The organism is Scytonema millei VB511283 (assembly GCF_000817735.3).
In the GTDB taxonomy this organism is placed as follows: Bacteria; Cyanobacteriota; Cyanobacteriia; order Cyanobacteriales; family Chroococcidiopsidaceae; genus Chroococcidiopsis; species Chroococcidiopsis millei_B.
Genome location: NZ_JTJC03000005.1, coordinates 46025 through 61359, shown reverse-complemented (window position 1 = coordinate 61359; position 15335 = coordinate 46025). Strand labels below are relative to the sequence as shown.

At 45.7% G+C, this 15335-nt stretch carries 13 protein-coding genes; 5 read left to right on the top strand and 8 right to left on the bottom strand.

Annotation, left to right across the window (positions count from 1 at the left end):
• Positions 1–589: 589 nt before the first annotated feature.
• Positions 590–2281: a purple acid phosphatase family protein gene (locus tag QH73_RS17795; protein ID WP_201278228.1), complete on the top strand. Its 1692-nt coding sequence runs from the start codon at positions 590–592 to the stop codon at positions 2279–2281.
• An 83-nt stretch (positions 2282–2364) separates the two neighbouring features.
• Here the strand turns inward: QH73_RS17795 and QH73_RS17790 are convergent, their stop codons facing one another.
• From QH73_RS17790 to QH73_RS17775, 3 genes are all read right to left on the bottom strand, one after another.
• Positions 2365–3654 carry a Glu/Leu/Phe/Val family dehydrogenase gene (locus QH73_RS17790; RefSeq protein ID WP_039716075.1) on the bottom strand — a complete coding sequence of 430 codons (1290 nt, stop codon included), beginning with the start codon at positions 3652–3654 and terminating at the stop codon, positions 2365–2367.
• A gap of 201 nt (positions 3655–3855) precedes the next feature.
• Positions 3856–4812: an alpha/beta fold hydrolase gene (locus tag QH73_RS17785; protein ID WP_201278210.1), complete on the bottom strand. Its 957-nt coding sequence runs from the start codon at positions 4810–4812 to the stop codon at positions 3856–3858.
• Between the two features lie 2 nt (positions 4813–4814).
• The gene (locus tag QH73_RS17775) at positions 4815–5564 is read right to left on the bottom strand and encodes a lysophospholipid acyltransferase family protein (RefSeq protein ID WP_039716076.1); all 750 of its coding nucleotides are present in this window, start codon (positions 5562–5564) and stop codon (positions 4815–4817) included.
• 106 nt (positions 5565–5670) lie between these two features.
• Here QH73_RS17775 and QH73_RS17770 point away from each other — a divergent pair, with 106 nt between their 5' ends.
• From QH73_RS17770 to lptC, 4 genes are all read left to right on the top strand, one after another.
• On the top strand, positions 5671–5817 hold the full coding sequence (locus QH73_RS17770; protein WP_165587727.1) for a hypothetical protein: 147 nt from the start codon (positions 5671–5673) through the stop codon (positions 5815–5817).
• Positions 5818–5967: 150 nt separating this feature from the next.
• On the top strand, positions 5968–7563 hold the full coding sequence (metG, locus tag QH73_RS17765) for a methionine--tRNA ligase (protein ID WP_039716077.1): 1596 nt from the start codon (positions 5968–5970) through the stop codon (positions 7561–7563).
• 171 nt (positions 7564–7734) lie between these two features.
• Positions 7735–8376 carry a LabA-like NYN domain-containing protein gene (locus tag QH73_RS17760; RefSeq protein WP_015153513.1) on the top strand — a complete coding sequence of 214 codons (642 nt, stop codon included), beginning with the start codon at positions 7735–7737 and terminating at the stop codon, positions 8374–8376.
• Between the two features lie 186 nt (positions 8377–8562).
• Positions 8563–9726, top strand: coding sequence for an LPS export ABC transporter periplasmic protein LptC (gene lptC / locus QH73_RS17755; protein WP_201278209.1), 1164 nt, complete (start codon positions 8563–8565; stop codon positions 9724–9726).
• 219 nt (positions 9727–9945) lie between these two features.
• Here lptC and QH73_RS17750 read toward each other — a convergent pair whose 3' ends face one another.
• The 5 genes from QH73_RS17750 to QH73_RS17730 all read right to left on the bottom strand — a co-directional run bounded on the left by QH73_RS17750 (position 9946) and on the right by QH73_RS17730 (position 15282).
• A complete protein-coding gene (locus QH73_RS17750) occupies positions 9946–11592 on the bottom strand; it encodes an iron uptake porin (RefSeq protein ID WP_039716078.1) in 1647 nt (548 codons plus the stop codon).
• A gap of 201 nt (positions 11593–11793) precedes the next feature.
• Positions 11794–12375, bottom strand: coding sequence for a Crp/Fnr family transcriptional regulator (locus QH73_RS17745; RefSeq protein ID WP_039716079.1), 582 nt, complete (start codon positions 12373–12375; stop codon positions 11794–11796).
• The gene (locus tag QH73_RS17740; RefSeq protein WP_132867343.1) at positions 12372–12851 is read right to left on the bottom strand and encodes a hypothetical protein; all 480 of its coding nucleotides are present in this window, start codon (positions 12849–12851) and stop codon (positions 12372–12374) included. Before QH73_RS17740 ends, QH73_RS17745 begins: the two co-directional genes overlap by 4 nt.
• A gap of 298 nt (positions 12852–13149) precedes the next feature.
• A complete protein-coding gene (phoU, locus tag QH73_RS17735; protein WP_039716080.1) occupies positions 13150–13839 on the bottom strand; it encodes a phosphate signaling complex protein PhoU in 690 nt (229 codons plus the stop codon).
• A gap of 150 nt (positions 13840–13989) precedes the next feature.
• Positions 13990–15282 (bottom strand): sensor histidine kinase, encoded by a 1293-nt coding sequence (locus QH73_RS17730; RefSeq protein WP_039716081.1) that lies wholly within the window; start codon positions 15280–15282, stop codon positions 13990–13992.
• Between the last annotated feature and the right edge of the window lie 53 nt (positions 15283–15335).

The following is a 15335-nucleotide window of genomic DNA, read 5'->3' as shown; positions in this document are numbered from 1 at the left end:
GATTGAAATATAGATGAGAGAGAGAAGTGGGGGCAGCAAGATTTCTAGAAAGCTCGCTGCTATTGGTAACTAATTTTAACAATTACCTGAGTGCCTGCTTGCAGTAGTTTATGATACAGAATTTGTCATTCGTCTTTTGTCATTGGTCATTTGTGAATTGCCAAAGACAGCTATCAAGTCAACTCTGATAAGTTATGTAGAGTTTCTAGGAGGGTTGATTTAGCGTTAGCAGTGACTCACGACTCACAAAAGACAAACGACCAAGGATCGATGACCACAAATTATAAAACCCGTGGGTAAATTAGATTACCGACGGGTTTATGCTTAACGATAATTACTTAAGTATAGTATTAGAGCTGGGGATATTCGGTTTGGTGTCTAGTAAACTTTTGCTTGTTTACTCTATATAAACTGTAAAACTTACTCTATCTTGCTGTCATCAAGAAATGATGAAGATGCACCACTATACTTTAAAGAAATGATGTTTTCTACTCGGTCAAGGCTAGGAGAGTCGAGAGTCGGGTGGAATGCACTGCCGAAAGCGCTTCGTTTTGCCATCTTCGCCATTATTGGTTTTTTGCTAATCTTGATGCTGACGCTGCTAGGAGTGCTACTCAACAGAGAGCCAGCGATGCAACCTGCACCACCCCAGTTACTTACAGAGCCATTTTTACAACTACCAACTGCCAACTCTGTACGGGTGGTTTGGTTTACAGAATTTGCAGGCAGTCAGCACGCGGTTGCTTATGGTGCAGGACTGAAACAAACTGCGATCGCCTCTACAGTTAAACTCAGCCGCACGCGAGAAGATCGAGAGTCCCATGTCGGCGCACTAACTGAAACCGAACAATACCAAAACATCAAACTGCGAGATATTTGGCGACACGAAGCAGAAGTGACGGGGTTAAGTGCTGGCGTGCGCGTCCCCTATCGCGTGTCTAGCGTGCGTGAAGATGGCACGACAGTCAGTAGCGGTGAATATACCCTTGCTTCCCTGCCTGAATCTGGAACGGCACTCAAAATTTTACTCACCTCGGATCATCAACTCAAACCGATGACAGCAGCAAACTTGCAAAAAGTAGTAGAGATGGTAGGGAGAGTAGATGGGGTTTTCTTTGCTGGAGATTTAATTAATATTCCCGATCGCGCTTCCGAATGGTTCGACGATCATCGTGGCGGTGCGTTTTTTCCCTGCTTGCAAGGAAGGGCAAAATACGAGATTGCTAAGACAGTGTATCGCGGTGGGGCGATCGCTCAAAATGCTCCTATATTTCCCGCGATCGGCAATCATGAGGTAATGGGTAGATATGGCAGTGGTAGCAGTTTGGATGAAGAATTCGAGAGTTCTATTCCGCGCGCGATCGCTAAAAAACTTTATTCTGAACAAACAGAAACTCAAACAGAACAATGGTTGAAGGATCGTTCCTTTAATACGAATACATACGAAGAAATTTTTACGCTTCCTCAAACGAGTTCAGGCGGAAAGACATACTACGCCATTACTTTTGGTGATGTGCGCTTAGTAGTGCTGTACGTGACAAATATGTGGCGGTCTTACAATCTCACGCCAGATGTAAGAGGAAAGTACCAAGAACGCCAACAAGATCTAGATCGCCCTGAAAAGTGGGGCTACGGACAAGTCATTTTTGGTGAAATTGCCAAAGGTAGTCCGCAATATAACTGGTTGGAAGCGGAACTTAAAAGTCAGGAATTCCAACAAGCGAAATACAAGATTGTCATGTTCCACCATCCGCCCCATTCTTTAGGAGATAATATCGTTCCTGCTTATACCGATCCGGTACAAATTCGCGATCGCGCTACGGATGGTAGCCTTACAGCAGTGCGATACGAATACCCTATAGAATCAGATTACATCATTCGCGATGTCGTACCTTTGTTAGAGGCAGCTGGGGTGCAATTAGTTTTTTACGGGCATTCTCATCTCTGGAATCGTTTTATTAGTAACAATGGTACGCACTTTTTAGAAACATCGAATGTTGGCAATACTTACGGTGCATCTGTGGGAAATAAAAGGCGAAAAGTTCCACCCGGCAATGATGAGGATTATATTGGGCTAGGCGATCCAAATGGATTACAACCTATAGTACCGACGATTGCTCCTTTACGAGGTGAAGACGGCGAACCACAGCCTTATATTGCCAGCAACGATATTACAGTTTTTAGTATTTTCAATACGGCAACAGGTACGATTAGCAGCTATCGATTTGACACGCGATCCCCGGGTTCAGATGTAGTTAAGTTTGATGAGTTTGCTTTGTAGAAGCACGATCTATCACGCCTTCATAACAGTAGAAGCGCACGTCTGTGCGCCCCTACACAAGCCTGAATTTAGATATAAAAATATTATGGATACAAACCGCGATCGCTGAGTGCTTGAGCAACACGACCGACACCCAGCATATATGCAGCCCCTCGCAAGGATATTTCCCGCTGCCGAGATTTTTGAGACACTTGCTGATATGCTTGCACCATCAAGTGTTCTAATTCTCGGTTGACGCGCTCCTCATCCCAAAATACATAAGACAGCCCTTGCACCCATTCCAAGTAACTCACCACGACTCCGCCAGCATTTGCCAGAATATCGGGTAATACTGTTATCCCTCGCGCTTCTAAGATGCGGTCTGCTTCTAGGGTTGTCGGTCCATTCGCTGCTTCTGCGACGATCTCAGCTTGAATTTGGTTAGCATTATCTTCAGTAATCTGATTTTCCAATGCAGCAGGAATCAGCACGTCGCAGGGCAAAGTTAGCAACTGAGCATTACTAATTGGCATGGCGTTGGGAAAACCCTTCAAACTGCGGTGATTTTGAGCCGCAAAACTCTTAAGTGCGGGAATATCTAAACCATTTTCGGCATAGACTCCCCCAGCGCCAGTAGACACAGCAACAACTTTTGCACCTGCTTGATGGAGTAACAAAGCCGCCGCACCGCCAACATTCCCAAAACCTTGAATCGCGATTCGCGATCCCGCCAAAGACTTACCCCGTTCGGCAAGTGCCTCTCGTACGGCAATCATTGTACCTCGTCCCGTTGCCATTTCCCGACCCCGCGATCCACCTACCGAAATCGGCTTTCCAGTCACGATCCCCGGTACGGCGTGACCGACGTTGACAGAATACGTATCCATCATCCACGCCATTTCCCGTGCGGAAGTCCCCATGTCTGGGGCGGGAATATCTACAGATGGTCCAATATCCTTGATCAGTTCGCTCGTATAACGCCTGGTAATGCGTTCTAGTTCTCCCACACTATAGCGACTAGGATCGATCGCAATTCCGCCTTTTGCTCCACCGTAGGGAATGCCCAGCAAAGCACACTTCCATGTCATCAACATTGCCAATGCCGAAACTTCTCGCAGCGTTACAGCTGGATGGTAACGAGTTCCACCTTTATAAGGTCCTAAAATATCACAATGCTGTACGCGATGCCCCGCCAGTACTTGCACTTCACCGCTATCGAGTTTAACTGGAATTGATACGGTGATAACTTTGCGCGGGTGACTCAGCATCACGAGTAGGTTTTGGTCTAACCTTAATTCTTTTGCTGCTTGTTCTAGATAGCTACACGCTTGGTCGTAAGGGCAAATATGAGCCGGAGAGGGAGTTTCTAGCGGCAGTGGTGATGTAGAAACCATATTTTTTCCTCTATTTAATTGCGATCGCCCAATTGCGATCGATTATCTCTTAATCTCTAGCCTATCCTTCCACGATCAAAACTAACTAAATTTCTGTAATATTCGTTACATTTTTATCAGTTATCAGTTATCAGTTATCAGTTATCAGTTATCAGTTCATTCTGACTTACGACTTACGATTTACGACTTACGATTTACGACTTACGACTTACGAGCAGCTATTTGCTCCACATGTGCATCTAAAAAATGCTGCGATCGCATGACATCGTAAAGATTTGTCTCTGATTCGAGCAAGCAGGCGTGTCCGCTGTAGGGTAGGACAACTAAACGGGAATTTGGTAAAATTCCGAGCAATCGTTCGGCTTCTGTGATTGAGGGTAAAAGACGATCTTGAGCGCTGGCAATAATGAGTATTGGTTGTGTCAGTTGCTTTAACTGTGTTTCGTCTACATCAAAATCTCTGACTAAAGTAATTCGCCAGAGAACTGTTTCTGGGGGTACTGAACGAATGACTTTAAGCATTTCGCGACGATCGCTTTTAGTTACTCTCCCCAAGGAGGCAAGAAACGGTAACAATCCCACTGCCCCAAATCGGAAGAAACAAGACGGCACTAGATTTGCAAATTGCGAACCCCACGCCAAGAAAGGACGAAGTTGTACGGAAGAAGCAGGATTGACCAAAATAATGCGGCTAAATAGCTCTGGTGCTTTGACTGCTACTTTCATTGCTAGACAGCCACCGAATGACTCCCCGCACAAGTAAACTTCTCTTTGAGGATTTTTGGCAAGTTCTTTGTGAATCAGCTGAATCACTTGCGCGCTCAAAACATCCCAATCGGACACATCCTCTGGCGGAATCATCAAACAACGCACGTCAAAGGCAACTTCTAAACCTTCAGTTTGCGATCGCAATAACTGCCCCGTTCCATCCATTCCTGGTAAAAATACGAATAGCGGATACTCCGGCTGGAGTTTTTTCGGACTGAGGAAACAGGGACGGTTGGTCACTATTGGTGTTGTTGTAGGGAGTCGGGAGTCGGTAGGGGCGCGCTGCTGTGCGCCCCTACTAGGAAGTCGGGAGTCGGGGAATTTTGAATTTTGAATTTTGAATTTTGAATTTTGAATTTTGAATTGCTCCTCTGCTCCTTTATCATTCATAACTAGTAACATCCTTGACGTAACAGCGTCTCGATTTCTGTCTCGCAGCGCTCGGTCAATTCTGATACAACAGCTTTTGCTTGTTTGCCCTGATATTGTTTCACCTGCTGAGGCGTAATCCACAAGGGACGACCGACGAGAAGGGCAACGCGGCGATAAATTACCAATGGATGCCAGCCAGCGCGATCGAATAAAGGTTCTGAAGGGTCAAATACACTCAGCAGCCGTAGCGGTACGGCGGAGGTGTTAACTTCTTCTAAAGAGGCGATCGCCACTGGTAAAACTGCCAAGTCCTTGACTGGTTTATGAATCTCTCCGCCCGCAGCTGCGCGAATTGCTAAGTGAGCAAATCCGCGCTGAAACTTTTGCATCTGGTAAGGTTGACTAAATTGCACCATTGGCTTTGTCCCTTCAGGGAAGACTCCCACTACTTGCCGATGTTGCAGCAATTCAATCGCTTGATTAAAAAAGCTTTGTTGGCGATATTGGGGGGTCTCTAAAGGAAAACACCCTAATTGACCCGTGACAATCTCGCGCATGACTGGTACTTGTCCCATGTAATGATGGCAAGCAAAGCGGATTGGACGTTCCACTGCCTTCATCAATAGCGGTGCATCCATGAAGCTACGGTGATTGCTCACGACCAACACGGCACTATCGCGAGGAATACGGTCTTCGTAATAGAGAAACTGTTTGGTTCCCATCGAAGCCAGAAACCAATCGGAAATTTGCAGGGGGCTGTTTCCACTCATGCACTACATTTATATAGTTCTCTGATGAGATCGGCAGCCGGCGATCGCGCGAACGAGTTGCTGCTGTACTTAATCTATTTTTACATTTCTTTGCGAACCTGAGCGCATGTCTTTAGGAATAGGAGTGAGGAGCGAGGAGCGAGGGGAAAAGAGAGCTGAGGGAGCTGAGGTGAGTCGCGGGGCAACTACCAACTACCAACTACCAACTACCAACTACCAAATTCCGACTTATACAGTTTCTATCAGAAATTGAGCTAATTTTACAGGAATTAATTATTCGATCGCGATTGCAAGAGTCATAAATCAAGTATTTATGTAGTTGCGTTAAAAGCGATGAAAATATATAACTACCAAGGCTGATATATGATAGAGGGAGTTTTTTTAGATCCTCTGCTTAAGATTCATGAATTTTGCCGATCGCAGCAAAGACACATTCGCTGTTACAACGCCACTATATTACGTCAACGACTTACCTCATATCGGCAGTGCTTATCCAACGATGGCAGCAGATGCGCTGGCTCGGTTTGAGCGATTGTTGGGCAAGTCCGTACTCATGATTACAGGCACGGACGAACACGGGCAAAAAATTCAACGAGCGGCAGAGAGTCACGGGCGATCGCCTCAAGAATACTGCGATCGAATTTCATCTAGCTTTGTCTCTTTATGGGAGTTGTTGAATATACAATACGACCGCTTTAGTCGGACGACTGCAACTCAACATGAAGCCATAGTCAAAGAATTTTTTGGACGAGTTTGGGATGCAGGAGATATCTATAGCGATCGCCAGCAAGGATGGTATTGCGTTTCCTGCGAAGAATTTAAAGAGGAACGAGAATTATTAGAGGGAAATTACTGCCCGCTGCACCCAAATAAACAGGTAGAGTGGCGGGACGAACAAAATTACTTTTTTCGCTTGTCGCGCTACCAAGAACAACTAGAAGCACATTATCAAAAATATCCCGATTTTATTCAGCCAGTCAGCCGTCGCAACGAAGTGCTGAACTTTGTCAGTCAAGGCTTACAGGATTTTTCGATTTCGCGGGTGAATGTAGATTGGGGTTTTCCCGTTCCCGTCGCGCCAGAACAGACGCTCTATGTCTGGTTTGATGCATTGTTGGGATACGTGACGGCACTGCTCGATCCTGATAGCGAAGCAACTTTGGAAAATGCTTTAGCTCAGTGGTGGCCCATTAACATACATATTATTGGTAAAGATATTCTCCGCTTCCATGCTGTTTATTGGCCTGCGATGTTGATGTCTGCTGGTTTCCCATTACCAGGACGAGTTTTCGGACACGGCTTTTTAACCAAAGACGGGCAGAAAATGGGAAAAACGATGGGAAATACAATCGATCCCGTGGCTTTGGTGAAGCAATATGGTTCCGATGCCGTACGCTATTACTTCCTCAAAACGATTGAGTTTGGTAAAGATGGAGACTTTAGCGAAACTCGATTCATCAATACGGTCAACGCAGATTTAGCAGATAACTTAGGTAACTTGTTAAATCGCACCCTGAGCATGGTGCGTAAGTACTGCGCTGGCAAAGTACCGAGTGTAGGAGAACTAGCTGCCGAGCATCCTCTAAAGGCGATCGCTACCTCTTTAGGACAGGAAGTGAAACAATACTACGAAGTCCTAGCCTTCGATCGCGCTTGTGAAGCGATTCTCGATCTCGTCAGAGCAAGTAATAAATTTATTGATGAGCAAGCCCCGTGGAGTCTCTACAAACAAAAGAGACAGACAGAAGTGGAAGAAGTATTGTATGCTGTGTTGGAATCAGTTAGATTAGCAGCCTATTTACTAGCCCCAATTATCCCACATACTTGCACTGAAATTTACAAACAATTAGGATTTGCGGTTGATTTTAATCACAAAACTCAAACTTTCATTGCTACTCCATTCAGCAGTCACTCAAATTGGGGGATACTGAGCGATAAGCAACAATTGGGGGAGCCTAGACCAGTTTTTCAACGCATAGAATTAGCCCAAAAGGTTTAACTAATAAGTAAAGCTTACAGGGTCGATAGCTATTAATAAACATTTGAGCGATCGACCTCGTTATTTTATTTAGTTTAGTGTTAGCAGGGGCGTTTGCTAGAATCAAGGCAATAAGAACTTTCAAAAATAACAATTTTTCTTTTTTTAATAAAAGCTTGAGGTATAAAAATCATGTTGAGTAATAGAGATTTTGAAAATAGTTCGATCTTTACCCCCGAACAAGTTTTAGAAAATCGAGGTAAGGTAGCCATCTTTATTGATGGGTCAAATCTATTTTATGCAGCGTTACAGTTGGGAATTGAGATTGATTACACCAAGCTTTTATGTCGGCTAACGGCAGGATCGCGATTGTTGCGCTCGTTTTTCTATACAGGCGTAGACCGTACCAATGATAAACAGCAGGGGTTTCTGTTATGGATGCGGCGCAATGGCTACCGCGTGATTGCTAAAGATCTGGTTCAGCTACCAGATGGTTCTAAAAAAGCTAACCTAGATGTCGAGATTGCCGTTGATATGATGGCTTTAGTTGGTGCATATGATACAGCAGTATTAGTCAGCGGTGATGGAGATTTGGCTTATGCCGTAAACGCTGTCAGCTATCGTGGGGCGAGAGTTGAGGTTGTCAGCTTGCGATCGATGACCAGTGATAGTTTGATCAATGTTAGCGATCGCTATATCGATTTAGAAACGATCAAAGAAGATATTCAAAAAACACCACGTTCCGGTTATACCTATCGTCCTCTCTCCAGCCTAGATCTTGTCGAGCAACCATCCCCCGATGGTTTAGATACGATCGAAACTTCAGACACTTAACTAGGGAGCAGGGGGAAGAGAGAGTCGCCCAGCTGAGGGAGCTGAGGGAGCTGAGGGAGCAAAACAATTCAAAATTCACGCATTCAAAATTCAAAATTCTCTACACCCCACACCCTACACCCCGTTCATCACGCATCACGCTCTTGTTCGACTCCCGACTCCCTATTTTTTTGCCAAGATGGAGGCATGAAAAATAATATCTTTCATCAATTGTTCGTGTTGTATCGCTGCATGACAGCACCATTAATCGGTGTATTACTGACACTGTTACTATTTGGCTGCGAGCAGCGAACTCAGACAGCAGAAACAGTTGCTCAAGCTCCCTCCTCGCCTCCTCAGCAAGTGCAGCGTGACTTAACTTTTAATGATGTGATCTTAGAGCAGTCAGATAAGCAGGGACAATTGTTTTGGAAAGTTAAATCGAAGCAAGCAACGTATAGTAAAGATCGTAAAACCGCTCAAGTAGAAAACCCTGTTGGTCAACTGTTTCAAGACGGCAAACCCGTATACGATATTACGGCAAAAACAGGAGAGATCCAGCAAGATGGAGCAAAGTTATTGCTCAAGGGTGAAATTGTTGCTAAAGCTCCTGCATACAATTTGGTATTGCGCGGCAACGAGCTGGAGTGGCAACCAAACCAAGATTTATTAATCGTACGCGATCGCCTGACGGGAGAACATCCCCAAATGCAAACCGTTGCCAAAGAAGCTAAAGTCAGAAGCCGAGCGGGGATCGTTGAGTTTCTGGATGGAGTTCAGGCAACCGCAAAAGAATCAAACGTGCAAATGCAGACGGAACGGCTAACTTGGCAGTTTCGCGCCCAAAAGTTAATTGGCGATCGCCCGATAAAATTCGATCGCTACCAAAATAATAAAATTACCGATCGAGGGACGGCAGGTCGTGGCGAGTACGATCTGAAAACAAACATTGCTACCTTGGCGCAAAATGCTCAGATTTCTTTACTAGAGCCACCGCTACAAGTGAATGGCAATTCGCTCAAGTGGAACGTTGATACTAAAACTGTAATTGCAGACCAACCCGTGCGCGTCGTGCAGCGCCAGCAGCAAGTCACCGTAAGCGCCGATCGCGGTAGGCTAGAAACGGAAAAACAAGTTGCCTACATGAATGGCAATGTCAAAGGTGTAGGGCAAAAACAGCAGACTGTTACATCTGACGCGCTAACTTGGTACATTCCCACCCAACAAATGGAAGCAACGGGTAATGTCGTTTATCAACAATTCCAGCCGCCAGCGATTCTGAAAGGACAAAAAGCTGTAGGCAAGTTGGACGCGCAAAATTTTGTCGTTAGTGGGGGTAGGGTTTCGACACAATTCGTACCGCAACCGTAAAGCGATGACTGTAGGGGCGGGTTCACCAACAATCTCTGTACCGCACGAAATAACTCAATAAACCCGCCCTGACCAGATATAATCAGCGCGTCGTAGAGTTTTGGAGACGCACGTATGAGCAAAAAAAGCCCGCTTTCTAGCGGGCTTAAAAATACATAGCTTATGCGGATGAATCCGAACTAACTTGGAATCCCCTTGTCTTGGCAAGGGGAAATAGCATTAGAAGCGGAATGTCGTTCTCAGCGTACCTACATAAACCGTGTCGTTGTTGTCGTTATGCTCTGGATTAAAGATGACGATGACACCAGGAGTCACATCGATGTTATCGGTGAGCGGAAAGCGATAGAGTCCTTCTAAGTGATAAGAAGTATCTTGGTCGCGGCGACCGCCAAAATCATTTTTAGCTGTTCTTGGTGGCTGACCGAAGACTAAACCAAGTACGCTACCTTCTTTACCTACATCTTGTAAAGACAGAGTTGCCGCCCAGTTCCAGATGTCGGCAGTTTGTGAAGGGCTGTCTTCATTCAGCGCTACTGTATAACCGCCCCAGCCACCAACAGTAAAGCCGCCCAACTTAACGTTGGCTTGTACGGCGTACTGGTTGGTAGATGTTGACGCACCGCTGAAGGGGTTGTTAGAAAAGACACTACCAGTCGCGCCAGAAACGCTAATACCGTTAGAAGTCGTAATGTCGCTGACGGTGGAGTTGTCGTAGGTGTGAACGTAGGTCGCACCGATCGCAATGTTATCGTTAGGACGGAAGGCAATCTGTCCCAGAGCGGCATAATCACCGTTAAACAAACCAAAAGAATTTGTCGGATCGTTAGCATTCCGAGCTAAATAGCTTGCAGAAGCGCTAATTACACCTTTGGGATTAATGTTAACTGTTAAACCAGCACCATCACCTGCACGGTAAATGGGGTTGAAACGTCCGAACCGAGAAATAGCACCGCGACCGCTGCTTTCTAGTAGGGGGTTGAAGGTGAAAACGTTATCGTTGAACTCCCCGTTGTCAAAGTCAACTTTAATATCAGCAATTTCGCCGAGCGCGAACTTGTAATAGAAATCGTCAAGGACAACATCGTTACCTTCATCGCCATCGAAGCCCAGACGAGTCATATTCGTACCCGTCAGACCCGTGCCAAATGGTACAACGTTGCGAGCTTGCAGACGAGTTCTCAACTCATCTTTTCCGGTAAAGCTGGTGTTAAACGTCAGACGAGCGCGGTCTGCCAAAACAGTATTGACATCGTTGTCATCACCTGTAGGTTCGCCACTACCAGTTGCAGCCGCCTCGTTACCACCGAATACGTCAGAAACGGCAACAATCACTTCCCCACTCAGTTTTGTTGTGGTAGAGAACTGATTTGCTTCTAGTTCTGCCGTCCGCGCTTCTAGAGCATCAACGCGACCGCGCAGGGTAGCTAGTTCCGCCGAAAATTCTTCCTGTAGCCGCTGTAACGTTGCCAGGTCTTCTTTGTTGACCATATCGGCAGAAGCGGTCGCAATCAGTTCGTTCACGCGGTCTAAACAAGCGTTTAAACCTGCGGCAAACTCATAACGGGTCAAGGCACGATTGCCGCGATATGTTCCATCGGGATAACCAGCAATACAACCGTAGCGCTCGACTAAAGACTGCAACGCTTGAAAAGCCCAGTCGGTAGGCTGTACGTCAGATAACTGAGAAACGGATGTGACTTGGGCTAGAGTTTCTGGAGCTTTCTCTTCAGATAACTGGGTAACAGATGTTTGCTGTACTTCTTCCAGAGGTAGGGGTTCAGCAGCTTGAGTCCGAGTCGCTACAAACAGGGTTGCTGTTAGTAAAAGGGGACTTAGTTTGAGAGTATTCCAAATAAGTTTCGACATATATCTTCTCACTCACACCAATGCATAGTTGCTGTTGTCAACTCAAGAGAGATTTCAGCTATCGATCGCTCTTGGCTATCTATAATATTCTCACCAATTCACTGAAATTGGAACCGTGTATGCACTATCGTAAATTCACCGTAATTTCACTGCGATCGCCTCCTACTAGTTGACTAAATTAGAAGCGGATGAGAACCGGAATTAAACTTTTGCTGTTCCAATTGGTAAGCGTAGAATAATCCGCCGTTGGTGTCTTGTTAACAGCTCTTCTTCCTCGAATTGCTGTAGCATCCGCGTTACCGATACCCTAGTAGTATTTATAACTTCGGCTATTTCTTGATGGGTAACAGCAACGTCTATTAATCTTCCCAGATCGACATCGCGACCGAATTTTTGACCTAGCCAGATTAAAAACTGCCACAATCTATGTGAAACGGGTTTGCGGTGAATAATGCTCAGCAATTCCTCTGTTTGGCAAACGTGAGACATCATTGCCTCTACAGTCAAATGCCATAACTCAGGGGGAATTATAGTTGTTTCAACGCTGGTCAAACACTCAATTTGGTAGGGAATGACTCGCGATAAAGGTTGACCGACTAGATCTCCTGCTCCCCAGTAACCCAGAGTAATTAACGTGCCGCTTTCGCTCCAAGTGACAGTGCGCACGGCTCCGCGCTCAATCCGCCATAAAATATTTGGACGAGAGGGAATCAGATCGTGGCGAGCAAAGAGTCGTTGGGATGACTGAGGAACAAGGCTAGGAGTTGTAGTAGAGATTGTCATAAGACGAGAGGATCGGGGAGACTTGGGGACAAGGGGGACAAGGGGGAACTCGCTCTTCCCCGCGACCGTTCGGCAAAGCCGTTCCCGAAGGGTAGGGAGTGGGAAGAAGGGGGACAAGGGGGACAAGGGGGACAAGGGGGAGAGAAAACTGCTCTCCACTGCTTCATCCTGCTGAGGTTAGTGAGGAAATTTCTGTGGCTTGATCTTGTTGTGGTGTATGACAGAGGAGATTTATAGCTATTGCAAAGACTGATTGTCCGATTCCAAATTGCAATCGCATTGAGAAAAATAAAACTATTAGATGGTAGATCGGGCAAGATTTGCGATCGCGCTTGCCTTTGGCTAAACCATCGCCAAGACAACAATGGGAAAAATGACAGCGTGAAACTTGGCACTTCTGAAGCCATATTTTCAAGTGCAACCGCACTCGCTTTCCCTAGCAAAGACATTAGGGGATTTTGGCACTTGAGCTTCATCAGTCACATGCTCGCTCTTACCTACAACATCTCACCACTAAGCTCTATGGCTAAACGTCTCTAATTACTAAACTTTTATTATTACTACTTGTTAGCTAGATATTAAAACCCTTAGTTTAAGAAGTCAGTAAGTTTTCATTAAAAAGCGACTAGAAGTCTGAGTCAAAACTCAGCATTGATTAGTAATTGGTAATTGGTAGTTGGTAGTTGGTAGTTGAGTGGTGCGTGGTACGCGGTGCGTCGTGTGTGGCGCGTAAGAAGAGATTGCTGACAACTAGTCACTAGTCACTGGTCACTGCTAAGAGCGTTGTCCGGTAACGATGTAAGCGACTCGCTGACCGACGTTGGTAGCGTGGTCTGCCATCCTTTCTAAGTGACGAATTACCAAAGCTAACAACAACCAAGGTTCTAAAACTCCTTGGATATCTCTTTCTGTTGCTAGAGTGTGATAAAGATTTTCGTATGAGTCGTCTACAGCGTCGTCTAATTGCTTGACTGCTAACCCTGCTTGTGCATCTAGATCCGCTAGCGCCATCAAGCTAGCTGCTAACATAGCTTGGGCATGGTGAGACATAATCTCGATCTGGGGGATGCATTTGTGAGGAGGATAGGGAAATAGCTTGATCGCAATTTCTCCTAAGTCCTCAGCATAGTCTCCAATTCTTTCTAGGTCTCGTACGAGCTGCATAAAGGCACTTAGTAAGCGCAAATCCTTCGCTACTGGTGCTTCTAAAGTTAGCAGCGCCGCGCACTCAATCTCAACGTGGCGATAAAATTGGTCAATTTGCTTGTCGAGCAGCGGTAGTTCCTCGGCTGCTGATAGGTTACGGGCAAACAGTGCTTGATGACTGAGGCGAAATGAGTTTTCTACCAAAGCTCCCATGCGCAAAATATCTCGCTCTAGACGTTTGAGGCGACGCTCAAAGTGAGTGCGGCTAGGTTGGTGAGGTTGGAAAGGAACAGCATCTACGTTGAGCAATTCTGACACCGTAGTATAAAGGTAGGATTTTATTATTAGTTATAAATCTTGTTAACTGTATCTGTCACTGGCAGGAAAAGCAGATTGTGACGTAAATTACTAACTATATTCACTAGATATAAGCATCTACATTTACTATTATAAGCATCTGCTCTGTCGTCAATGAGTTGGCAACTCAACTTGCAGCCAAGCACCTTTAGTTTCAGGATGGTTCATGGCTTTTACCGTGCCACCATGTGCAGAGACAATTTGTTTGACGATCGCTAAGCCCAAACCACTACCATGAGTTGTAAAAGTAGAAATTTTCTTTGAGTCGGGTATTGTTTGTCTAGCTCTAGCTAGATCCCCACGATAAAGGCGTTCAAATACGTAAGGTAAATCGGTCGGTGGAAAGCCACAGCCAGAGTCAATAATATTTATCTGCACGTAATTAAGTTTAGTCTCTGAATTAATTAGCTCGACATTAACCCAAATCGTGCCTTGAAAAGGGCTAAATTTGATACTGTTATCGAGTAAATTTAATAACACTTGCGTTAGACGAGACTTGTCTGCCTCGATCCACAAAGTTTCTGCACCAGAATAGGATAAACGGATTTGCTGTCGCTGTGCTAAAGGTTCTATAGTGTGCCATACGGAATCAATCAGCGATCGCAATTCCACTGGTTTGCGGCTGAGCTGACGGCTGGGATCTAACTCCAGTTGGCTTAATTCCAGCCAATTTTGCACTAAACTAATCAATCGTTCCACTTCAGGCAAGAGGCGATCGACCCAAAGTTTATATGGTGGTTCGAGTTGTTGCTGTAAGGCTTCTACCACCAATAAAATTGAAGTCAATGGCGTTTTGAGTTCGTGTGCTAAATCGGAAACCCAGCGATCGCGAGTCCGCGCTAAATCGAGCAAAGGCTGGCGATTTTCCAAAAATACCCCCACCTGTCCGTTATGCAGAGGTAAGGTGGCTGCGTTCACTGTCAGCGCTCTCAATTCACTCAGCGCTGCGGCATCTGCACTCGTTCGATGAAACAACCACTCTTTAACCTGTGGCTGCTGTCTTTCTCGCGTTTGCTCGATTAACTGATCCAATTCGTAGGAACGCACCCACTCCAATAGTAAGCGCACTTGTCCTGGTTCCCATTTTTGCAAGCCTAGCAACTGCTGTGCCTGTTGGTTGCACCACAACAGCTGATTTTCTTCGTCTACTTGCAAGTATCCTACAGGAGCGACTCGCATCAGCTGCTCCCAGGTTTGAAGTTTAGCTTGCAACTCTTCCCGTTGCTGTCGCGCCGAAACAATTTCGTGCCGCAACCGAGGGATCGCTCCCAGGGAAGTTGCCATCTCACTATCATTAGATACTGTTCGCAGTAAACGCTGCAATCTAGCTTGCAATTGGGTATACTGCCACAACCACAAGCAAATTCCTATCCCTAGTCCCAGCAAAAACGCCAGCAGTACCATTAGAAAGGTGCAGGATCGAAAGTGAGTTAACTATCACTTTAACCCCTCCTTTC